The sequence below is a fragment of the Methanosarcina sp. KYL-1 genome, assembly GCF_024372725.1.
Classification (GTDB): domain Archaea; phylum Halobacteriota; class Methanosarcinia; order Methanosarcinales; family Methanosarcinaceae; genus Methanosarcina.
Map to the genome: position 1 here is coordinate 171,835 of NZ_VOUA01000004.1, position 21,188 is coordinate 193,022.

The 21,188-nt window shown below is 48.4% G+C and carries 17 protein-coding genes; 3 read left to right on the top strand and 14 right to left on the bottom strand.

The window, feature by feature from the left end; all coding sequences use genetic code 11:
* Positions 1–4: 4 nt before the first annotated feature.
* Positions 5–1,477, bottom strand: coding sequence for a tRNA guanosine(15) transglycosylase TgtA (tgtA, locus tag FTO70_RS05545; protein ID WP_255334717.1), 1,473 nt, complete (start codon positions 1,475–1,477; stop codon positions 5–7).
* 268 nt (positions 1,478–1,745) lie between these two features.
* Here tgtA and FTO70_RS05550 point away from each other — a divergent pair, with 268 nt between their 5' ends.
* Positions 1,746–2,153, top strand: coding sequence for a carboxymuconolactone decarboxylase family protein (locus FTO70_RS05550; RefSeq protein WP_255334718.1), 408 nt, complete (start codon positions 1,746–1,748; stop codon positions 2,151–2,153).
* A 156-nt stretch (positions 2,154–2,309) separates the two neighbouring features.
* On the opposite strand, the gene FTO70_RS05555 is transcribed toward FTO70_RS05550, so the two are convergent.
* Positions 2,310–2,897 (bottom strand): pyruvate kinase alpha/beta domain-containing protein, encoded by a 588-nt coding sequence (locus FTO70_RS05555; protein ID WP_255334719.1) that lies wholly within the window; start codon positions 2,895–2,897, stop codon positions 2,310–2,312.
* Positions 2,898–3,460: 563 nt separating this feature from the next.
* Here FTO70_RS05555 and FTO70_RS05560 point away from each other — a divergent pair.
* Both FTO70_RS05560 and FTO70_RS05565 read left to right on the top strand, forming a co-directional pair.
* Complete coding sequence (locus FTO70_RS05560; protein WP_255334720.1) at positions 3,461–4,207, top strand: proteasome assembly chaperone family protein; 747 nt, start codon at positions 3,461–3,463, stop codon at positions 4,205–4,207.
* A 4-nt stretch (positions 4,208–4,211) separates the two neighbouring features.
* The gene (locus FTO70_RS05565; protein WP_255334721.1) at positions 4,212–4,601 is read left to right on the top strand and encodes a DUF473 domain-containing protein; all 390 of its coding nucleotides are present in this window, start codon (positions 4,212–4,214) and stop codon (positions 4,599–4,601) included.
* A 412-nt stretch (positions 4,602–5,013) separates the two neighbouring features.
* Here the strand turns inward: FTO70_RS05565 and thsB are convergent, their stop codons facing one another.
* From thsB to FTO70_RS05625, 12 genes are all read right to left on the bottom strand, one after another.
* Positions 5,014–6,636: a thermosome subunit beta gene (thsB, locus tag FTO70_RS05570; RefSeq protein WP_255334722.1), complete on the bottom strand. Its 1,623-nt coding sequence runs from the start codon at positions 6,634–6,636 to the stop codon at positions 5,014–5,016.
* 367 nt (positions 6,637–7,003) lie between these two features.
* A complete protein-coding gene (locus FTO70_RS05575) occupies positions 7,004–8,056 on the bottom strand; it encodes a permease (RefSeq protein WP_255334724.1) in 1,053 nt (350 codons plus the stop codon).
* Positions 8,057–9,486: 1,430 nt separating this feature from the next.
* The gene (locus tag FTO70_RS05580) at positions 9,487–12,534 is read right to left on the bottom strand and encodes an FAD-binding and (Fe-S)-binding domain-containing protein (protein WP_255334725.1); all 3,048 of its coding nucleotides are present in this window, start codon (positions 12,532–12,534) and stop codon (positions 9,487–9,489) included.
* A 287-nt stretch (positions 12,535–12,821) separates the two neighbouring features.
* Positions 12,822–13,439, bottom strand: a complete 618-nt coding sequence (locus FTO70_RS05585) for a 4Fe-4S binding protein (protein ID WP_255334726.1) — start codon at positions 13,437–13,439, stop codon at positions 12,822–12,824.
* A 4-nt stretch (positions 13,440–13,443) separates the two neighbouring features.
* On the bottom strand, positions 13,444–13,803 hold the full coding sequence (locus FTO70_RS05590) for a MarR family transcriptional regulator (RefSeq protein WP_255334727.1): 360 nt from the start codon (positions 13,801–13,803) through the stop codon (positions 13,444–13,446).
* 431 nt (positions 13,804–14,234) lie between these two features.
* Positions 14,235–14,594 carry a helix-turn-helix domain-containing protein gene (locus FTO70_RS05595; protein ID WP_255334728.1) on the bottom strand — a complete coding sequence of 120 codons (360 nt, stop codon included), beginning with the start codon at positions 14,592–14,594 and terminating at the stop codon, positions 14,235–14,237.
* Between the two features lie 723 nt (positions 14,595–15,317).
* Positions 15,318–16,541 carry a SufD family Fe-S cluster assembly protein gene (locus FTO70_RS05600; RefSeq protein ID WP_255334730.1) on the bottom strand — a complete coding sequence of 408 codons (1,224 nt, stop codon included), beginning with the start codon at positions 16,539–16,541 and terminating at the stop codon, positions 15,318–15,320.
* Positions 16,523–17,266, bottom strand: coding sequence for an ABC transporter ATP-binding protein (locus FTO70_RS05605; protein WP_255334731.1), 744 nt, complete (start codon positions 17,264–17,266; stop codon positions 16,523–16,525). The genes FTO70_RS05600 and FTO70_RS05605 overlap by 19 nt, the downstream gene beginning before the upstream one ends.
* Positions 17,267–17,682: 416 nt before the next feature.
* Positions 17,683–18,345, bottom strand: a complete 663-nt coding sequence (locus tag FTO70_RS05610) for an MBL fold metallo-hydrolase (protein ID WP_255334732.1) — start codon at positions 18,343–18,345, stop codon at positions 17,683–17,685.
* 22 nt (positions 18,346–18,367) lie between these two features.
* Positions 18,368–19,342 (bottom strand): DUF128 domain-containing protein, encoded by a 975-nt coding sequence (locus FTO70_RS05615; RefSeq protein ID WP_255334733.1) that lies wholly within the window; start codon positions 19,340–19,342, stop codon positions 18,368–18,370.
* 467 nt (positions 19,343–19,809) lie between these two features.
* Positions 19,810–20,442 carry a hypothetical protein gene (locus tag FTO70_RS05620; protein ID WP_255334734.1) on the bottom strand — a complete coding sequence of 211 codons (633 nt, stop codon included), beginning with the start codon at positions 20,440–20,442 and terminating at the stop codon, positions 19,810–19,812.
* Positions 20,443–20,483: 41 nt separating this feature from the next.
* On the bottom strand, positions 20,484–21,158 hold the full coding sequence (locus tag FTO70_RS05625) for an undecaprenyl diphosphate synthase family protein (RefSeq protein WP_255334735.1): 675 nt from the start codon (positions 21,156–21,158) through the stop codon (positions 20,484–20,486).
* Positions 21,159–21,188: the final 30 nt, after the last annotated feature.

A 21,188-nucleotide genomic window follows, 5' to 3' on the forward strand; every position in this document is an offset into this window, starting at 1 on the left:
AGTTTTACTCTTTTTTCCAGGCGTCCCTGTATACCAGTTCTGCTTTTTCCTTTATCTTTTCGAGAAGGGGGTGTTCGAACTCAGGTTCGCAGACGAAGGTAAACTCTGCCTTCGGGTTCAGCTCTATCAATTTTAGGGTATTTGAAAGGGCTGTTTTCAGGGCTTCGTAATCGGGAGCTTTTGAGACCTCGGCATTGAAGGGGTACACTTCTTCCATTTCCACAGGAAATGCTCCGAACGGGGCTTTGAAGGCAAGGACCTGGTCATAGCTTCTTTCGCCTTTTACGGGACCTGCCCGGATAAGGGCTTTTCCTTCAATATTAAACCGTTCCAGGCGCTTTCCGAAGCGCAGGACTTCGGGGCGGGAGGCGGATTCGGGCCCGCAGTAGAAAAAGGTACCTTTGGTGGCGGGGTCTAACTGTTCCAGCCAGGAGGAATGGGTGTAGAGCTTTTTTAACCCGTCAAGCAGCTTCGGGTGGGCACGGCAGCGCTGCTCCACAAGTTCGAGCAGTTTTCCGTCCTTTATGCACTGCTTGATCAGCCGGATTTCTGCAAAGGTTGCGTAGAGGTTGTGCCTTCCCAGGAGTTCGTCCCGGTTTTTGGCCTTTTTCAACTCTTCAGCAGTGTATTTTGAGCAGATCGGGCAGGAACAGGGCAGGTAGTTAAGTTTGTCCAGGTGGTATGTTCCGGTTGCGGTAATGTAGCGCCCGTCCTTTGCATAGAGAGCGTAAGCTGCCGAGTCAAAGAGGTCGCAGCCAAGGGCCACGGCAAGGGCGAACATCATCGGGTGCCCTGCTCCGAAGAGGTGGACGGGAGCTGTCGGGGAAAGCCCTTTTTTGGATGCGGCAATCACGTCTACGAGTTCTGCATACCGGTAGGATTCCATAAGTGGGACAACCGCCCCGAGGGGGTATACTTCAAAATTAAGGTCTTTCAGGTGGGAGGCTGCTTTTTCCCTGAGTTCCGGATAAGTTGAGCCCTGGACCGGCCCTGCCAGGAGCTGTTCTCCCTGCACGAATTTCCGGGCGGCTTCCAGGCGCTCGGCTGTGACTGCAAGTTCTTCCTCTGCTCTCCTGTAGTGGACGTCCGGTGGTGTCGGGATGTCCAGGGGGACGATGATATCGCTTCCTATCTTCTGCTGGAAGCCCAGGATCTCCTCATTCGTAACTTCCACTGAACCGTATACGGAAAGCTGGAAAGACCCCGAGTCGGTCATGATGGGCCCGTCAAAGCCCAAAAGCCCGTGCAGCCCCTTTTCCAGGGCAACGTTTCGCAGTTCTTCCTTCCGGTAGATGATATAGGAATTGGTGATCAGGATTTCTGCCCCGAAGCTTCGCATCTCATTCGGGGGGATAAGCTGAATGTTCGGGTTGATCACAGGCATGACGGTGGGCGTCTCTACGGTCCCGTGAGGGGTCCTGAGTTTTCCAATCCTGCCGCCTGCGTCCTTGTCGAGAATTTCGAATATAGCTGACATGCCGGCGTTATAGATGCCTCTCAGATATATTTAACTTTGGGAACTAAAAGGGATGCCCGGGTGGGGCGGGTTTGGCAGGGTTTTTTCAGAAGGCTCCTGCACTTTTTTTCAGTTTTCCTCTTTACCTTTTATTTTTTCCTGGAATATTTCAGTTTCTGCCGGGTCCTTAAGCATTTTTCCTTTTTGTATAGTTTTGCCTCATCCATGCACAACCGTTATATCCCTCTACAATCAAGAGTTATGCAGCAGAAAACGTACAGGTGATAATATGACTGAAGACCCGAAAAAATTGTTATTTGACTTTACGGCCGGACTCGGAGATTTTGCTTCCGAAACCGAAGTTCAGGGAAAGCAGGCTGCAGCGTTTATGGGCATGGTCGGGGCAAGCTTTGAAACTTCGGTCCTTGACTTCAAAACCAAAGAGCTGATTGCTATCGGCGTTGCTCTCTACCACCGCTGTCCTTACTGCATCTCCCTCCACGCTTTCAATGCCCTTGAGGCCGGAGCCACAAAAGAAGAGATCATGCAGGCTTCCATGGTTGCGGTTGCCTTTGGCGGCGGGCCTTCTATGTCCTTTGCAGTGACCCTCCTGAAGAACGCGGTTGAGACCTTCCAGGGTGAGTCCTTTACAGAAGAAGACCGGATGGAGATCCTCAAAAGGCTTGGAATGGCTTAAAATCAGTTTTAAGGATGGTTTAAATCCCATTTTGAGGATGGCTTAAATCCCATTTTGAGGATGGCTTAAAAACTGTTTTAAAATAGAAATGGACTGCCTCTTTGAGGCTGGGGCCCATTCACTTTTTATCTTCTTTACTTTTCTGTTTATTCTTTTTTAGTCTTCTTTTGCCCGGGGCATGGCAATGATTTCCCTTACCTGCAGGGAGAAAAAGTCGCCGCTGTGGGCAGGCCTGAGCACAAGGGCCACGTCTGCGCCCCACCGCGTGCCGCCGATTGCAATGATCTCCGTATCCTCGGAAACGGGGATGTGCCCGGAGTCTGCGGCCATTATGGCAACCTCTATTGCGACCTTAAAGCCCTTCCCGAAGAGGGAACGCAGGGTATCGGAAATCACTTCTATCCGGGAATAGCCTCCGAACTTTTTGGTAATGGACCTCTCTATTCCGGAAAACATGTGGGACTGGGTTGTGATTACGGCTCCGAGCTCTTCAAGTTTCCGTTTATATTCTTCTTCCACTTCCCATTCGCCTTTCTCTTTCTGCCCGTACTGATGGCTTATGCCGATTACCTTTATGCCGCTGCCTTTTACCGCCTCTGCCATCTTGAGAGCGGTTTTTCCGCTGGTGCTTGCGACCACGATGTGGGATATCCCCAGTTCTGCGGCTCTCTTTGCCGATGCTTCCACAACGGCGCAGGTATTTACTTCTCCTACATTGTCCAGGTAAAGAATTGGTTTTTCCATGTATTTTTCTCCTCTTATTCTTATGTTCTGATTTTTTTACTTCCTGTAGGGCTCTTTTTTCTTTTTCTTTTTGCGGTACTCCTCTCTTTTTACCTCTCTTTCCCTTCTTTTTCCTTCCCTTTCCTTTTTCCCCTTTCCTTCCCTTTCCTTTTTCCCCTTTCCTTCTCTTTCCCCTCTTTTTCCTTCCCTTTCCTTTTTCCCCTTCTCTTTTTCCCCTTCCCTTTTTTCTCCTATATTCTCTTTTCCGGTGCTTTCTCAGTACGGCTCCGGTCAAAAAAGGGGAAGTCCCGCTCCGTCTTGATTTTTTTCATGTTAATTATTTTCTAAAGTCTGAAGAAAAGATATATATCAAAAAGATTCTTTTTTACTAATAGAGAGGGTATGGTTTTTCAAGAGCCTCAAAACTATCTATATTTTTTGCCGTGAGGTGCACAGGAGGCGCCGCAGGCCGGGCCGCTGGGAAACTTGTTTATGTAGGATTAGCTCAAATATAATCATAGGGGCGTATGCATTTAGCTCAATAGTCATATGGGCGTATGCATTTATTTCATTGAGGTGGTTCTTTGTCGACTACGGACTATGATAACAATGATGTAAAGATTATTACCAGACCTGTGCAGTCAAAAAACCCTGTTTTGATTGAAGGTTTTCCCGGAATCGGGCTTGTGGGGAATATTGCAAGTCAGCACCTGATCGAAGAAATGAATATGGAATACATCGGTTCCATCGAATCCAGGTATTTCCCCTCGATTGCAGTGCTCTATGAGGGGCTCATCAACATGCCTGTCCGGATCTACGAAAGTGTGGAACACAACCTGATCATCGTGATCTCCGATATCCCGATCAGCCATTCGGTTTCCTACGATGTCAGCAACGCCCTGGTTGACTGGGCTGAGTCCATAAACGTCAGGGAGATTGCCTCAATTGCGGGAATTGCCATCATGGACAAGGAACACAAAGTCTTTGGGGCAGCCACCACTAAGGACATGCTGGAAAAAATCAAGGAAAAGGTGGAAATTTTCCAGATGGGGACGATTTCAGGGATTTCAGGCAGCGTAATGGCCGAGTGCCTGCTCCGCGGGATCCCTGCACTGAGTTTGCTCGGAGCTACCAGGACCCAGAACCCGGACCCGCGAGCTGCTTCTGCTGTCATTGAAGTCCTGAATGAACTCTACGGGCTTTCGGTCAGTACCGAGAGGCTTATAGAACAGGCCGAGCGCATAGAAACCGAACTCCAAAAGCTTGCTGAAGATGTAAGCACCACCGAGCAGAAGGGAGAAGTTAAAAAGGAATTCCCAATGTACGGGTGATTCTATGGAGTATATTGCATTAACAGGGATTGCCGACTCCGTGATCGAAGTCCTGAAAAACCACACCATCCGGACTCTTGAGATCCGGACCCCTCAAAATTTCTTCGGAGTGCTCGGGCTCAATGCAGGGGACTATGTCCTCCTCACCTCCACCAGCTTCCACGACCTGACTGATGGGACCACAGGCCTGGTAGCAAAAGTTTTGCAGAGGCAGATCTCTACCCATTCCGTGATAAGTGCAAGTGAGTTCTACATTGAGGAACGTGAAGCTGTCTCTGCCCGCATCCAGCTTGAGTGCAGGTGCATGGCAAGGGTCCGCAATGTCGTCTCAAACGAACTGGGAAAACCGGTAGTTGTAGATGCCAGGGAGATTTCCTGCTACGAAGCCCGATAAATTAATTGTTCTAACAAAACAGTTTCCGGTACTTATCCCGTTTTATTACCTGAAAAGTTTTTCCTTTTCGGAACCAAAATTCGTTTAAAAGGTGCAAATCTCTTCAAAAAACGGTTTTTCTCTTTTTTCTTCAAAAAGGTTCGCAGGATCTTCTTTCTATTGTGGATGGAATCCCTTTATTGCGAATAGAATCCCTTGCCTGTCAGTTCTGATCTCTGTCAGTTCTGATCCCTGATCTCTGTCAGTTCTGATCTCTGACCTCTGTCAGTTGTTCTCCGATCCCGGTCCGTTATGATTGTCAGTTCCGACCCGGCGAGTTAATTAATAAAAAAGATGGTTTCCGGAAACCCGGGAATTTTTTAATCCTGGGCTTTTCCGGTAACCCGTGGTTTGTGAGTTTTTGAAGGAAAGTTTACATATCTTCAGGCATTTCTCCGCCGGCGCCGCCTGGGCCTGCTCTCATGCCTGAGGATGCAATTACGTCGTCAATCCTGAGGATCATGATTGCAGCTTCGGTTGCTGCGTTGATTGCCTGGGTCTTGATCCTGAGGGGTTCGATGACGTTGTTCTCGAACATGTCCTCGACCTTGCCGGTGTAGACGTTGAGGCCTGCCCTCTTGTTGCCCTTCTCGTGCTGGGAGCGCATCTCAACGAGCATGTCGATGGGGTCGAGACCTGCGTTTTCTGCAAGGGTCTGGGGGATGACTTCAAGGGACTCGGCAAACTTCATCACTGCAAGCTGCTCTCTGCCTTTCAGGGTTGCTGCGTATTCTTTCAGCCTGAGGGCCAGCTCGACTTCTGCGGAGCCGCCGCCCACGACGATCTTCTGGTCTTCAAGGGCAACGCCCACGACTCTGAGGGCATCTTCAAGGGCCCTTTCCAGGCCGTCAACCACATGCTCGGTCCCGCCGCGGAGGAGGATGGAGGTGGTCTTGCTGTCCTTGCAGCCTGTGACGAAGGTCATCCTGGAGCCTGTGACATCTTTCTCTTCCACAAGGCCTGCGTAGCCGAGGTCGGAATCCTCGATCTCGTCAAGGTTGGTGATTACGCTTGCGCCGGTTGCCCTGGAGAGCTTGTCCATGTCGCTCTTCTTGACCCTGCGCATGGCAAAGATGCCTGCCTTTGTCATGTAGTACTGGGCAAGGTCGTCAATGCCCTTCTGGCAGAAGACTACGTTTGCGCCGGTCTTGATGACCTTTTCCACGATTTCCCTGAGCATGGCTTCTTCCTGGTCTAAGAAGAGCTGCATCTGGTCAGGGGTGGTGATCTTGATCTCGGCTTTTGTTTCTGTCTTCTTGAGTTCGATTGGCACGCTTAAGAGCAGGACCTTTGCGTTTTCCACAAGTTCCGGCATAGCGGTGTGGACACGTTCCTTGTCAACAAGAACGCCCTGGATAATCTCGGAGTCTCTGATGCTTCCGCCTGGCCTCTTTTCGGTCTTTACGTCCTCGATGTCAACGGTGATCTTCCCATCTTCGCTTACCTCGACAACGGACTTCACGGCCTGGACTGCAAGGTTGGAGAGGTGGTCCTTGTGGGCTTCTGCTCCCTTTCCTGTGATTGCGGTTGCTGCCAGTTTCTCAAGGGTTTCGGTGTCTTCCGGAGAAACGCTGATTGTGATGCTGTCAATGATCTTTTCGGCCTGGTTTGCTGCGAGCCTGTACCCGCTGGCAATCAGGGTGGGGTGCACGCCACTTTCCAGCAGTTCTTCTGCCTTTTCCAGGAGTTCTCCTGCAAGTACGGCTGCGGTGGTGGTCCCGTCTCCTACCTCAGCGTCCTGGGTCTTGGAAACTTCCACGATCATCTTCGCACCCGGGTGCTCGATGTCCATTTCCTTGAGGATGGTTGCCCCGTCGTTGGTGATGACAACGTCTCCCATGGAGTCTACAAGCATCTTGTCCATACCCTTTGGCCCAAGAGTGGTCCTGACTGCCTCAGCTACGGCCTTTGCGGCCATGATGTTGTTGTGCTGGGCGTCGGAACCGTGTGTCCTCTTGCTGCCTTCTCTTAAAATAAAGATTGGTTGTGCTGCCAAGCTTCAATCTCCTTTATAATGATATGAATTTTATATGAATTTTTTATTAGTTGAATCCTTGAACACGCGATTTTTGCTGCGTAATTTTCCTATTCTTAATGCAAGCACTTCTATATAAGAATTCCTCCGGGTAGAAGCACTTTAAATGTGTGAAATGCGCCTCCTGATCCTTTTCATCCTCTTTTCGGGTCCCTTTCTCAGGCTCTGTCCCGAAGTCCGGGTGTATGGGCCTGGCCGTATACACTTTCTAGTGCAGGTCCTTTTTTCCTGCTTCAAATGAAAAGCCCTTCAGGGAGTTTTCTCCCCCCTCCCCCCTTTGAGCCCCTCTGCTCAGTATTCCGGGAAATTTGTAAAAAATCCTGAACTTTCAGAACAGGACATTAAGGGCATAACCCATCAAAAATAGCATAATTACAATATTTGCCAGAAGTACGGTTGTTTCTTTTTTCCCGAGGACCTTGAGCAGCATGAAAAACGAGGTCACGCATATTGCCGTCGAACTAAGGGAAAACACAAGAGAAGCCCCCATGGGCAGCCTGCCTCCCTCCATAAGAGGCCTCAGTACAAAAACATCTCCTCCGTTGCACAAATATGCAGGGATGCCCAGGCCCAGGGCAACGAAGATACTTCCAACTTTACTCGAAAGAAGGGAGGATAAGCTGGCAAGTTCAGGGGAATACAGCTCGAATAAAAGCCCTGCGACTCCTCCTAGCATGAGATAGGGGAACACGGACTTGAATACATCAAAGGTTGACTCGTAAACGTCCTTTTCCGGTTTCCTTGTCGAGGGTCCGGTTTCGGTCACTCCGTTCAAACCGGGGTTTCCCTGAATGGGGTGCAGGGAAAGTGTCCGTGAAGTCCCGGGAGCTGTTGCAGGGTTTGCGGAAACTTTTTCAGGCCCTTTCCAGCTTTCCGTTCTTAGCTTCTCCACAATGATTCCGGTGGACACTGCAAGCACGAAAGCACAGAGAATCCTGAAGATGCCGAATTCCACGCCCAGTACGGAGAAGGAAAGTATGATGATATAAGGGTTCAGGATAGGTGCCGCTACAAGGAAGGTTACGAGTGTCCTCAGTTTCATCTTGTCTTTCATGGTTTCGACAAAGGGAATTGCCGTACAGGAGCATAAAGGCAGGATGGATGCGTAAATGAAGGCGGTGACCTGCCCTTTGGGATAAAATTTCCCGAATCTTGCAAAATAACGGCTCAGGAGCACTGCCAGGAAGACGCTTACCAGAAGTGTTACTGTGGATTCTACAAAATACTCAAAGAAAAGCCTCTGAACTTCGGGAAGATTCGCATAAACAAAGCACTGTTCCTTGGAAAGGTAATTTATGTCGTTTACTGTTTTGTATACCCAATCAAAAGCTGTGAACAGTATTGCAAATAAAATCAACGTTTTGGCCAGAAATCTTCTCATGTTCTCTCCTTTCCATGGGCAATGCTCAATCTTCTTTCTCCTTTTCATTATATCGTTTTTAAAACAAAACCTTCCCTGAAATCCAGGCTTCCACTTCTCAATTAATATTTTTGGAGCTTTTTCGTGAAGGCTACTTGTACTGCTTATAAATTTTTTGATAAATTCCCTGAGAACCTATTTAATTACCTGTAGGTCTTTATCATAAAAATATTTATCTTTTAATTTTTCTTTTTTACATCCTTTCTTCTAATATTTTGATGTCCCCCTTCTCTTATTTTAAGCCCCAACATTATGAAAACTGAACTCCTGCATACGTACCGTACTTAGATAAGTTCGGGTACTTTCCATGCAGAAACTCCGAAAATGTGAATAACCACTACGTATAAAAAATATTTCAATGTTTGGGCGTGGGTTTCGCGATTCATAGACTCTGTTTTAAATGTCCGGCCTTTTAAGCTGACCTGACGGACCTTTAAGTTCGAGCAGGCTGGAAACTTTTCCTGCTATCTCCTGGCAGGCTCAGTATGCCGGTCCGGGGGCTTGCAGTATAAAATATCCGCAGGCTTTCTGTTTCTCCTCTTTTTCACTGTTGGCATTTATTTGGTTAAATCAAAAAAATAAAACCTTTTTCAATTTGCTTTTCAGGTACCGATACTCTCTCCGGCTGCAAAGCAGCCGGCCTTTTCCGTAAAATGTATATGAAGAAGCAAAAAGCAGCTGGATAACTCGTATAAAGGGGTATTCAGATTATGGCAAGTATATTTTGATGCCCATAAAGGGCATCTGAGTGACCTGAAACTGTATCGGTATAACAAAAAAGAACAGTCCGATGACGTGTGAGATCTAAGAGCGTGTCTTAAAATTCAATTTGACTATACAATTGGGATAGGACTCACGGATTTGGATCCCATATCGGTAGCGTTAAACCGTTAAATGTCTAAAGTGTAAATTTTAACCATGATGTCTAATGCATTTGATATTATTCATCGGGCAAATAAGTCTGATGTAATTAATTTACAGTTTGAACTTAAGATCAACAAACCCTACTATCCAAATGTAGAAATGGTTTGAATTTTAAGACAGCCTCTAAGAAAAAAGTACAGGGTCCAATTTGGATTAATTTGCTGGCCGTCACAACCTGAAAATATATTATCCTTTTAATTTTGTGCTTCTTTCAGAGTAACATTCTACTTTTTAGGAACATTCTACTTTTTAGGAACATTCTACTTTTTAGGAACATTCTATCTTTTATTTTCATTTTTGGGAGGCGCCGCCAGGCAAGCTGGCGGGGTGCCCTCCCGTATCACCTGAAATGAAAAACGGTTTCCGGGGTCAAGGGAAAACTTCCAGTGTCATGTGGAGTATTTCTCCATTACTCAGTTTCTCATTACTCAGGTTTCAATTGTTCCTGAATTCACTGCTTTCAGGTTTCAGTGCGTCTTTATGTACTCGATCATCCTCGGGGTCAGCAGCGGGATAATCTGGGGCAGCATGTTAGGCATGAGGTTTTCCATGGCTTTTGGCATGAGGTCAGGGAGCTGCTCTTTCATGTGATCGGGCATCGGGACCCGCCTTTCCACGGCCTTGAGCATGTCAGGCATGACTTTGGGCATGACCGAAGGCATGAGCCTGGGCATCATTATGGGCATCATGGGCTTCATCATGGCATCCATGCCAGGCACGTATTTGACCATTTTCATCATGGCCTGAAGTGGAGAGGGCATGGCTGCCATCATCTCGGGCAGGAGTTCTACCATCAAGTCGGTCATGTTTTCGGGCTGCATGAGTGCGATCATTTTCTCAAAAGGCACCCATGACTGCAGGGCGAAGTTTGTCGTGTCCGGGATGTCATAGCCGAGGCTTCTGGCCACAAGGGCGCCGAGGTCCTGGGACTCTATGTTCATGTTGTTTTTCTCGGCTGCGACACGGAACTGGACCGTACAGCAGGGGCACAGGGCCGCAAGGATGTCTGCATTCACATCTACAGCTTCCTGAAGCCTCATACCTCCAAGTTTATATGCAACCGGAGGCTCGGCAATAAGGCTCACCACCGAGCCGCAGCAGTGGGCATGTTCCCTGTTGTGCTCAAGTTCCCTGAACTGGAGGCCGGGGATGGCTTTCAACAGCTCTCTCGGAGGTTCGTACACCTTCCCGCCGGCTCTTCCCAGGTGGCAGGAGTCATGCCAGGCAACCACTTTATTCAGAGGTTTTTTGAATTTGGGCTTCAGCACGTCCAGGCGCTCCACCAGGACTTCGGAATAGTGCTTTGTCTCAAGCCCGTACTCGATCCCCAGTTTTTCCGCCCACTGAGGATAGACTGTATGCCACATGAGCCAGCAGGCAGGGCAGGAAGTGATCACGGTTTTTACGCCTTTCTTTTTCATGTTAGCGACGTTCATCCTCATGATCTTTTCAAATACGTCCCACTTTCCTGCAACGAGCATGGGAATTCCACAGCAAGCCTCCTTGTCAAAAAGCCCCGTGAATTCGACACCTGCATCATCGAGCATACGCACAGCTCCGACAGCAACGTCTTTTTCCACAAAGGAGGCGGTGCAGCCTGCAAAGTAAGCGTATTCGGCTTCGTCCTTCATCTTTGCCCGGATATCGTCCGGGATCCATTTGTCCCGGTCTTTCCTGTAGTTTGCCCAGATGTTCCTTTCTTTCAGGAGGCTTGCAGCCATGATCTCAAAGGGCGGGAAGGTCATTTTTTTCTCTTCTTCAATCAGCTTTCCGCGCATGGTCATCCAGGCATGTTCGATTGGCATGTCCAGTTCACAGCGGGAGTCGCACATCTGGCAGGTGGTGCAGGCAAGGAAGGTGTTTGTCTGCCTCTGGTCAAGCTTTTCCCGGCCTGCCAGGTATTCCTTGATGAAGAACCATTTTCCCCTGGGCGACTGGGACTCCCAGCCCCTTCCGTAGTACTGGTCACATTCGCTCACGCAGTACCCGCACTGGGAACAGGAGTAGGCAAGTTCGGCAATGTCGGCCGGAATGCCTTTTTCGTCTTTGAAGGAAACTTCCCCGATCCCTGACATGTTCCCCACAAGCCTGCCCATGGGTTCGAAAGAAGAGCCAAGGGAGACTGCGGTGTTCAGGAGCCCCTTTCCTTCCAGGGTCTCGGGGTTCATGATCCCGTTGGGGTCGAATTCTTTCCTGAGGGCTTCGATTTCCGAAAGCCTGTCCCCAAAGACGCTCTTTTTCTTTGAGGCGAAGAAAAGCCCGGAAGAATAAGCCCTGCCCCCGTTTTCTTCCGCAACCTTCAGGATGCTCAGGGAAAGGGCAAAAGCTGTGTTGAAAAGGACGGAGCGCTCGGAGTGGCGCATGAAACAGAGGAGCACGACGTTTCCATCCCCTATCACCATGCCTTCGGTAAGTACCGGGAGTTTTACCCTCTTTTTTATCTCTTCAAAAGTAATGTCCATCTTCTCAAGGGGCACCAGGACCTCGGCAGGGATGAAAGAGGGGCCGAGCCTTTTGACCTTCATGGACTTGAACCATTCCTCGGTCTCGTGCTTTGCAATCTCCTCGGGAAGGACCGTGCCGCCAGCGCTCTCTATTGCTTCTTTTAAGCCTGAGATGGCCCTCGAGGCAGGGTACATGAAGGTGCAGACGTAAGCCACGGGCAGCACTGGCCTATCTTTGTCCACGATTTCCCCGTAGTGGAGTTTTCTGGGCGCCTTATTCTTCATGTCCGCCCATTCGGGGTTCAGGAATGAGATCGACCAGAGCGGGATTTTCTTTTCCCTTATGGTTTCGACTGCTTTTTTCATGCTTGAAGCATCAGGGAAACTTGCGGAAACAGCCCTTCTCTCTTCTTGTTTCTGGACCTTCAGGGTTATTTCGGTGATAATGCCCGTCGTCCCCATAGTCCCTGTGATCTTCCTGAGTTCGGGGCCTGAAAATTCCTTTATTTTTCCGTTGGGGAGGACAACCCTGACTTTTTCCATGCTCTCGTGGCCCCAGCCGAACTCATAACTTCCATATCCGGCCCCACTCTGCATGAGCCAGCCCCCGACGGTCGAAGAAGGGGCGCTTGAAGGAATTGCCCTGACCGAGAGGCCCTCTTCATTCAGCTTCCTCTCAAGCTTCTCCCAGATTATCCCGCTCTCCACAACTGCTTTTTGCCCTTCGGGGTCGATGCTGAGCACCCTGTTCAGCAGGGTGACATCGGCAACAATCCCTCCTTTTGTAGGGATTACCCCTCCGTACCCCGAGGATGCCCCTGCACGGGGGACTACAGGAATCCTGTGCCGGTTTGCAAATTCCAGGAGCTTTACGGCGTCTTCTTCCGTCCGGATTTTTACAACAGCTGCCGGATCAGTGTTCCCTACCACTTTTTTGACAAGAGGGGGTAGGGCTCCTATATCGTGGTTGTAGTAGTGGCGTTCGCGTTTGTCAAGATTGACGCATTCTCCGAAGAGCTCGGAGAGTTCTTTTTTCTGTGCAGCTGATAGTTCCGGGACGCGGCTTGTCATGTTCTTTTCCTCCTGGAGTTGCGGTCGGATTGCACACAGTTGCGGAGGTGTGCACGGATGGCCGCTTTTGACCGTCAGGCAACTTGATTTATACAGATTTTATCAGGCGGTCCTATATATTATATTATATAACGATGTCTTAAAAATATTCTTTTTAAGATATTTTATCCGTTTGCAGGATTTTTTTCTTTTTTCTTTCCGTTTTTTCTGAAAAACTTAACAAATTGAAACTACTTATAAATAAATTTAAAAAATAAATTAAAAAATATCTTCAAATTAAATAATAATTAGAAATGCAGGGCATCTTTCGGGCAGACACTCACACAGCGTCCGCATTTGATGCAGTCGGGCTTTGTCTCGTTTTTGCAGACCTTAAGCTGCATGGGACAGGCTTTTTCGCATTTCTTACAGTTGATGCACTTGTCTTTTTCAAGTTTCAGCTGGTACTTCTTTCCTCCCAGCAGGTTCTGGGCTGTTCCCATGGGGCAGAAGGAACACCAGGCCCTCGGGCTCAGGAAGCTGCCGAGAAGGACTGCGATTGCCGTTGTCACAATACACATGGTAACAAAGACCATGCCGACTTTTTCGAAAATGTTCAGTGTCCCTATTATGCTTGCAATCCTGTAGCCCATGAAGCCCATGAGCAGGATAAAGATCGGAAGGCGTATCCAGAGGCTTCTGAAAATTCCGGGGATCTTCCCTCTCTTTGAAATCTTGCTGACCCAGAAGTCAACCAGGCTTCCCCGCGGGCAGAGGTTCCCGCAGAACCACCGGCCCCTGAAGGGGCTGATAAGGAAGATTGCGGCAAAGATGAGCAGCATGAAATACCCGAGGGCCGGATACCAGAGCCCTCCGATTGAGACGATAAGTACCAGGATTCCCAGGTAAGGTGTTATTTTTAACAAGTTATCAAGCTCCGTTTTCCCATTGTTCCAGTTCTTGCCCGAGCCTCTCAGCCCAGGTCCGGACAACGTTCATGATTATGTTTTTGATTTTTGTTCTCGAATGGACTTTATATATGAAGATGTAGCCACCCCCGTCCAGGTTCTGCTGTGACCTCTGCAGGATCTCTTTTTCATGCAGTTTTTTGGCGGAACGCTGGACTGTGGAGATGTCGAGTTCAAGTTTTTTTGAAAGAGTGTCAGTGTCAAACCAGTGTTCAGTGTCATTGAAGAAATGCTTCAATACCTTCAGGTCGGCTCTTGTAAGGTTCAGGGAGCATTTTATTACGTCTTCTACCTTGAATTCTTTACAGGCAAAATCTATCATCGCATTACCTCATAACTACTGCAGTACTGTTATAAGTTGGCCGCCATATATATACGCTGAGAAGTACGGAATCCTGCCGTCAAAAAACCGAAGTTCTGTAATTTCTTGATTCCCATTAGTATTCCTGAAAGGGAAATGTTTCAGGCAGCTTCAGCTGTCAAATCGAGAACAAGTGACCTTCAAATTGAGAGTGGGTGACCGTTGAATAAATAACATAAATAAAGAACATGTGACCATCAAGTAGAGAGTGGGTGACCATTAGGTAGAAAACGAGTGAGTTAGAAAATATCCCTGCCCTGCCTCATGGGTAACTTACAGTTTAAGTTGTGACGAGGCAGGTGACGGCAAGGATCATGCCGACCTTTTCAAAGGCTTTCGATAAGGGCCGGAATTTCCGGGTATCTGTTATCCCGGGAGGTTTGAGAGGGTGATCAGGCTCTGCTTTCCCATTGCTCCAGTTCCTGCCCTAGCCTCTCAGCCCAGCTCTGGACAACGCCCATTATTATGTTTTTGATTTTTGTTCTTGAATGGACTTTATAGATGAAGACATAGCCTCCCCCGTCCAGGTTCTGCTGTGACCTTTGCAGGATCTCCTTTTCATGCAGTTTTTTGACGGAGCGCTGGACCGTAGAGATGTCGAGTTTCAGGGCTTTTGAAAGGGTGTCAGTGTCAAACCAGTGTTCGGTATCGTTTATGAAGTGCTTCAATACCTTCAGGTCAGCCCTGGTAAGGTTCAGGGCGCATTTTATTACGTCTTCTACCTTGAACTCCTTGCATGCAAAGTCTATCATTCCATCCCTCTGTAATATTACGGTACTGTATTATTATCACAGCATCGAATATAAAATGGTGGGTCTGAATTACAGTCTTCAACAAAACATAAGCACTGTAGCTTTTTTATCATTATTGGGCTTTTTATACGGCTTTTTATTGGGCCTTTAAATCGCCCCGAATAATTCCTATTCCGGGAATCTCCGGATTATTCATAAATAAATCTAAATCAAATCTACTTGATTAATCATTATCCTGGTTCCCCGGGCTCCGGGTCTTTTCCGTAAATCTATCTTATCCGGAATAGCTGTCTTTTTTCTCTTTTTGTGTTAGTGTCTTTTTAATCCACAGAGTTTTTTCTACTATTGTCTCAATAGCTGGCCATTTCCTGGCTGGGACGGATACCTTTTTATATCCCCTGTTTAATTTGAAAATTGCGGTTTAATGAGCGGTACTTGCTCCCTGGTTTCTTCTCCACAAAGAAATCCGGTCCTGAGTCATGCTTTCAGCTCATTGAAATCCACATATACTCCACAATACTCCACGAAAACAGCCGGCAGGTTTGATCCTTTTTCCCTGCCGGCTCCACACCTCTTTTTTAATTAAACTATTGTTGATTTCGCGGCTCGATATTCCGATTGATATTTCTATTGATATTCCGATTGATATTCCGATATATTCCAACTGATATTTCTATTGATATTCCGTTTCGATCTTTTTCCGAATTTCTCAATGAGAGGCGTTCACATCCCGAGAGCCGTCTGGGTGATCGTATCCTCAATTTCGCTTCTCAGCTCCTCCGGGATTCCTCTGATCCCTACATCCAGGAACCCGCGCACAATCATGCCCACGGCTTCTTCTTCACTAAGGCCCCTTGCCATCAGGTACTCCACCTGATCCTTGGCAATCTTTCCGACGGCTGCTTCATGGGTCAGCTCAATGTCGTCCACGTTTGCTTCCAGGATGGGGATTGCCCTCTGGCTGCCTTTTTCGCTCAGGACCAGCCCTTTGCATTCCAGGTGCCCTTTTGCACCTTTGGCATTGCCTATCATTTCACCTCTTGCGATTACTTTCCCGCCTGTGGTGATTGTCCTGGAGATGAGTTCGGCTCTGGTTCCCGGGGCATTGAAGAGGGCTTTGCTCCCGAGGTCAAGTTCGGAGCCCGGATGGGCAATTGCGATGGTGTTGAGCCTGGCTACGGCTCCTTTTCCTTCGAGCCTGACCGTGGGGTAGGTCTGGACCGAACGCACGGGTTTGAGGCAGATGTAATTGCTTATGAAAGTCCCGCCTTCTTCTACATGGACCACGGTCCTCGGGCGGACCCCTATCTGCTCGGCCCAGTTGTGGATCATGGTAAAGTTAAGGGTGGCTCCTTTTTTAACGTACATCTCGGAAATTCCCAGGTGCAGCCCTTCTTCCACGCCTTTTTTTGTGGTACACCCCGTTATGATGTCGAGCTGGGCTTCCTCTTCGACTATTACGATGTTGTGCACGGTCTGGGAGACCTTTTTGCTTCCGAGGAGGAGGCAGGTCTGGACCGGAAGGGCACTTTTCCTGCCCGCAGGCGCCCGGATGAAGTACCCGTCGGCATCTTCAAGGTAAGTCTTTGCCGTATACTTGTCCGCATCCACGGGCACGAGTTTCCAGAAGTAGTCTTTTAGCCATTCGTGCTTTTCCAGGGCTTTTTTGGTAGACGTGAGTTCCACGCTTTCGTCTTTGAGAGAAGAGTGCGAGATTGCGTTGTCCAGCATCAGGAGGCTTCCTGCCCTGCCTTCCCCGCTGGGGATTACCCCTACCTGGAGCAGGGTCTTTTTGCTTTCTTCGTCCAGGACCTGAAGGTCTTCGACGGGTTTGCTGACCTTCGAAGCTTCCCCGAATTTTTCCAGCTCAAAATCCTCTCCGAAAGCCGCCTTTTTTTCGGCTGCACTCTCGGCTCTCTTTTTCAGGTTCACCTCATCAGCTTGCATTTTATACACTCCTCGTATCCTTTGCTCTTTATTTCTTCAAGCAGTTTCAGGGGATTTCCGGAACACATGATTGTCCCGCTGCAGAGAATGTACCCCCTGTCCGCCTGCACGTAATCAAGGATCTGGCCGGTGTGGGTGATAATAAGGGCTGATTTCCCTCTTGTGCAGCGCTCCCCCGGGCACTCGAGTCCGTCTTCAAGCAGTTCCCTGATCGTCTTTCCTACCTGTTCTATGCTTACAAGGTCCACTCCTGACTCAGGTTCGTCCAGAAGGTAGAGGCTCGGGTTCTGGGCTGCAAGCTGCAGGAGTTCGGAACGTTTGATTTCCCCTCCAGAAAAGCCCACATTTACATCCCTGTCCAGAAAACGCTTCATATCAAGGTTTTCTGCCAGTTTTTCAGGGTCCTTCTTTTCTTTTGACACCGCTTTCACAAGGTCCCTGAGCTTGATCCCCGACATATCAGGCGGGCGCTGCATCATAATTCCTAACCCCCTGCGGGCCCTTTCGTCTACCGGCAGGCCGGTAATATCTTCTCCGTTGAACAGGATCCTGCCTTTCACGACTTTGTACTCGCTAAAGCCCATTATCGTCCTCATAAGGGCTGATTTTCCCGCCCCGTTCGGCCCGAAAAGCACATTGGTATACCCTTTTTTGACTTCCAGGTTGACGTCACGGAGCAGGGTCTTCCCATTGACCTCCACCGTCAGGTCCTCTATTTTCAACATTGTTCTTTTTCTCCCTCAATTTCTTTCCTTTACGGCTCCCTTCCCTTTTTTCCGTATCCGGAGAAAGCAGTCCTTCAAAATCCGCTTATCTAAAAACCAGGTTATTAAAAAAATTCACGCACTTTTATATTTCTTATAAAGCAAGAAAACCGGCAAATCTCCAGTGACTCCGGCACCTCTGTTTAACTTCCCGCTTTCCCCGCATAAATCCTGTATTATTTTTAAGGATGCATCATATTTCTAGTTATATGTCCTCCTGACATCCGGACATTTTCTTCTCAGAAGCAGAAGATAAATCTCAAAAATTCAAATTTAATCCTTTAAGAAATATCTCAAGTGTAAAATCGCTGAATAAAAAATATCTCAAGTGTAAAATCACTGAATAAATAAGTAAAGTCACGGAATATAAGAATAACTCACTCGAGTTCAAGGCAAAGTCCTGCCCCGATTTCAACGAATTCGGCGGGGTACAGTTCTTTAATCTCTTCTTTATGGGTGGTGCAGTGTCCTGCAGCTATCAGTTCCAGCCCCTCAAGTTCGCCAAATTCCTTGCTGTCATGGAGCCCACCTATTATTCCCCTCACTTTCCCGAAACGCCGTGCTGCTCCCAGGATTTCGGCAAGCCCGGGGTGGGCGCAGCCGGTAAGCACATAAAGCCCTTTTCCTGTGTCGAGAAGGAGGGACTGCTCCTTGATTTTATCCCCGAGTTCGCCTGTGCTCCGGATGCCGGGGGAAATTTGCTGGGCTTCTCCGATTTCCACAAGTTTTGCCCTTTTTGCGATTTCCGCTTTGAGGTTTTTGGAAAAGGATGAAGGCACGTAGACCGTAAGCCCGGGGTTTGCTTTCAGGACTTCGGGCAGGCCTCCTATGTGGTCCCAGTGCTGGTGGGAAAGGACAAGTTTCCGGACATCGGGCAGGGAGACTCCCATTTTCTCAAGGTTTTCCAGGAGAAGGGTCCCGTCCCATCCCGTGTCGAAAAGAAGGGTTTCCGCCTCCGTTTCAAGCAGGGCGGAAAAGCCCCAGCCCCCTGTAAACCCGGGTTTTGCCTCGTTATCGTATATCACTTTCAGGCGGATCATTTCCGGCCTCAGAATTTCTGCCTCAGAGTTCGGACATGGTCTGATATTCCAGCACGGTTGAAATCGGGTTTGTCTCAATTGCAACCCCGGTTTCTTCAAGGGCACAGATCCCGTTAATTCCTCCCGCGACCGCAATCCCGAACTTTCCTGTTTCTACAGGAGCCCCAAACAAAAATTCGTCCACTTCCCCCGGAGGGAGATAGCCCTTTAACCCTGCTTTTTCTGCTTTTCCTATTATTTCCAGAGCCTGGTCGTAAGCTGAAGCATTGATCTGTCGCATATTGGCAAGGATTCTGCCTTCCCCTTTCTCAAGCACATCGAGCACTGAGGTAGGTTTTCTACTCATAAAGATCTTTATCGGATCGATGGACGTCCCGCTGTAAGAGATCAGGTCCAGAAAGCGGGAGGGCTTCCTGTTCTCAATCTGGAGGATTCCTCCGTATGCCGGTTCCACAGGGATCCCGGCTTTCAGGAAGAGCCCGTCAAACGTAACGCTGCAGACGGTAGCAATTCCGATTTTCCCCGGAGGGAGATAAATTTCCGCCTCCGTATCCTCTTCAAAGATCCTGACCCTGGGGCTTATCATGTACCCGGAATGGGCCGTGTATGAAAGCACATCAACGACGGTTTCGAAATCATCCTTATCAAAATATGATATGTTTACCACCACGTCCCCTTTGTTGGTTTCGGGGTTGTAGGTTGTCCGAAACGCCATCTCCTCTATCCTGGAGATCACAAAACCGAAGCGGTCTCCTATGAGGGCGTCGTTCATTTCGCTTTCTCCCAGTTCCGTAAGTGTGCGCCCGGCATACCCGTGCTTGCGCGTAAAACCCCTCTCGTCAAGGATCCTCAGGTGGTAGCGAACAGCCCTTTCTCCTATATCGTAGCCCCTGTTATTCAGTTCATCAGCTATAGCCCGGGCTCCTATGGGTTTGTCACTTTCGTGAATCACCCTCATGATCTCTATGAGTTTTCGCTCGATTTGCGGATCCATCATGTTAAACACCGTTATATCCTTGTAACCGTTATTCCCTTGTAAATCCCGTTATACCTTTGGTATCGATAAACATGACTTTTAGTATCGATAAACATGACCTTTACGGATAATCGTGATAATACCCACGACCAACAATAACGAGTTTCAGATGAAACGTTTAAGATAAATATAATAATTTCTGGTCTGGCTGATTCTCGTTCCGCTTCTTAAAGCGGATTCAACATCGATTTTAAATATTCAATTATAGTAAATCTTTTCGTACTTAATATAAGTTTGTCTAAGTTTGTCTCCGGAAACTCAGAAAAGGTCCCGTAAAAATCCGGGGAAACCAATCTCATGGGAATTCATATTCTCTTTTCTTTAAATGTCTGGTCCCTTATAAATTCCGTAACTAAATTGTCATTGTTAAGGCGATAACAATTCATACGCCGGTAATAGGCGACAGTAGTTCATAAGACGGCAGTAGTTCACACCAGTTTTATTTCTCCGGGGGCAGGGGAATATATATTGCCTGCTTCCAGAAGCTTTTCAAGGGTCTTATCGAATTTTTCCGGGCAAATCCCTTTCTCAAGGGTTTTTTCCCGTAGGTCTTCAAGCTTCATTTTTCCTCCGGCAGCCTCAAGGAGCCCCAAAACAATTATCCTGGGGGCTTTTTTAGGGGGCGTTGCTTCCGATGACCGGCTTGCTGGCACTTTTGACTTTTTTCCGGCGTTTTCACTACAGGTCTTTTCTTTTCCGGCGTTTTCGGTAAGGGACCTTTTGTTTCCGTGTTTAGAAGCTTCCGGCCCTGTAAAGAGACTTTCCTCTTCAATAGCCTCTGCAAAAGAGGATTTTCCTGCAATTGGTTCCGCAAAAGAGGATTTCCCGGCAATTGGCTCCGCAAAAGAGAATTTTCCTGCAGTCCCTTCTTTCCCTTTTCCCGAAAGCCTGGCCTGGAGGCTGGTCCTGAATGCCACTGCTTCGGCCAGTTCCTCGGAAAAATACAATACTCTCAGTTTCCTGGCCTGCAGGCGAGCCCCGCAGTGCTGGCAGCTAAGGGTTTTTTTCCCGGCTTCGGTTATCTGGGCATGTTCCCTGCATCTGGGACATACAATCACCATATACCGGAATTCTCCCGGTTTATCTCCAAACTCCAGCAAGCTCACCTCCCATACCTTCTCTGCCTTTTCTGAAAATCCCTGATCACCCTGAGGAGGTCAAGTTTCCGGACTTCCTTCCAGTTTACGTCCGTGAAATACAGTTCCGAATACACCGACTGCCATACCAGGAAATCCGCAAGTTTCTGTCCTCCCGAACGGATAATGATGTCGGGTTCGTGCCTGATAAGGAGACGGGACTCAAGCAATTTTTCATCCACTTCTTCAGGCCTGACATTTCCTGCTTTCACATCTTCCAGGATGGAAAGCACAGCCCTTGTTATCTCCCCCCTGCCTCCGAAGCCCAGCGAGACGTATACGAAAAAGTCCCCACCTTTTCTCTGCTTTTCCACTTCCCCCCCAAGGCCGCAGATTTCGTATCCCACGGTTTCCGGAAGGCCGGCAAAGCTCTCTTCAAGCCTGGCCCCGAGCCCGGATGCGAGTTCTGCTTTTAGTTCGGGGTCGGCATTGAGGATATCCACATAAATGCTTACGAGTTTGACTTTGAACTTCTCTAAGTAGAGGAGAGCCGACAGGAGCTTTTCCATCCCCTCGGGGTCCAGGAGGTCGGTTTCCTTGAGAATGACCGCTATGTGCCCCGGGGTATTCGAAGAGGATTTTGCCATCTGCCATGTAAGGTATCGCTCGTAGAGCGGATATGCAAAAGAAAGCCGGTTCATCTTGAAAATCCCTTTAATTGGATGAAAAGA

Coding starts and splice junctions, on each gene's coding strand:
- tgtA (WP_255334717.1), bottom strand. CDS start 1,477: ATGTCAGCTATATTCGAAATTCTCGACAAGGACGCAGGCGGCAGGATT.
- FTO70_RS05550 (WP_255334718.1), top strand. CDS start 1,746: ATGACTGAAGACCCGAAAAAATTGTTATTTGACTTTACGGCCGGACTC.
- FTO70_RS05555 (WP_255334719.1), bottom strand. CDS start 2,897: ATGGAAAAACCAATTCTTTACCTGGACAATGTAGGAGAAGTAAATACC.
- FTO70_RS05565 (WP_255334721.1), top strand. CDS start 4,212: ATGGAGTATATTGCATTAACAGGGATTGCCGACTCCGTGATCGAAGTC.
- FTO70_RS05575 (WP_255334724.1), bottom strand. CDS start 8,056: ATGAGAAGATTTCTGGCCAAAACGTTGATTTTATTTGCAATACTGTTC.
- FTO70_RS05580 (WP_255334725.1), bottom strand. CDS start 12,534: ATGACAAGCCGCGTCCCGGAACTATCAGCTGCACAGAAAAAAGAACTC.
- FTO70_RS05590 (WP_255334727.1), bottom strand. CDS start 13,803: ATGATAGATTTTGCCTGTAAAGAATTCAAGGTAGAAGACGTAATAAAA.
- FTO70_RS05595 (WP_255334728.1), bottom strand. CDS start 14,594: ATGATAGACTTTGCATGCAAGGAGTTCAAGGTAGAAGACGTAATAAAA.
- FTO70_RS05600 (WP_255334730.1), bottom strand. CDS start 16,541: ATGCAAGCTGATGAGGTGAACCTGAAAAAGAGAGCCGAGAGTGCAGCC.
- FTO70_RS05605 (WP_255334731.1), bottom strand. CDS start 17,266: ATGTTGAAAATAGAGGACCTGACGGTGGAGGTCAATGGGAAGACCCTG.
- FTO70_RS05610 (WP_255334732.1), bottom strand. CDS start 18,345: ATGATCCGCCTGAAAGTGATATACGATAACGAGGCAAAACCCGGGTTT.
- FTO70_RS05615 (WP_255334733.1), bottom strand. CDS start 19,342: ATGATGGATCCGCAAATCGAGCGAAAACTCATAGAGATCATGAGGGTG.
- FTO70_RS05620 (WP_255334734.1), bottom strand. CDS start 20,442: ATGGTGATTGTATGTCCCAGATGCAGGGAACATGCCCAGATAACCGAA.
- FTO70_RS05625 (WP_255334735.1), bottom strand. CDS start 21,158: ATGAACCGGCTTTCTTTTGCATATCCGCTCTACGAGCGATACCTTACA.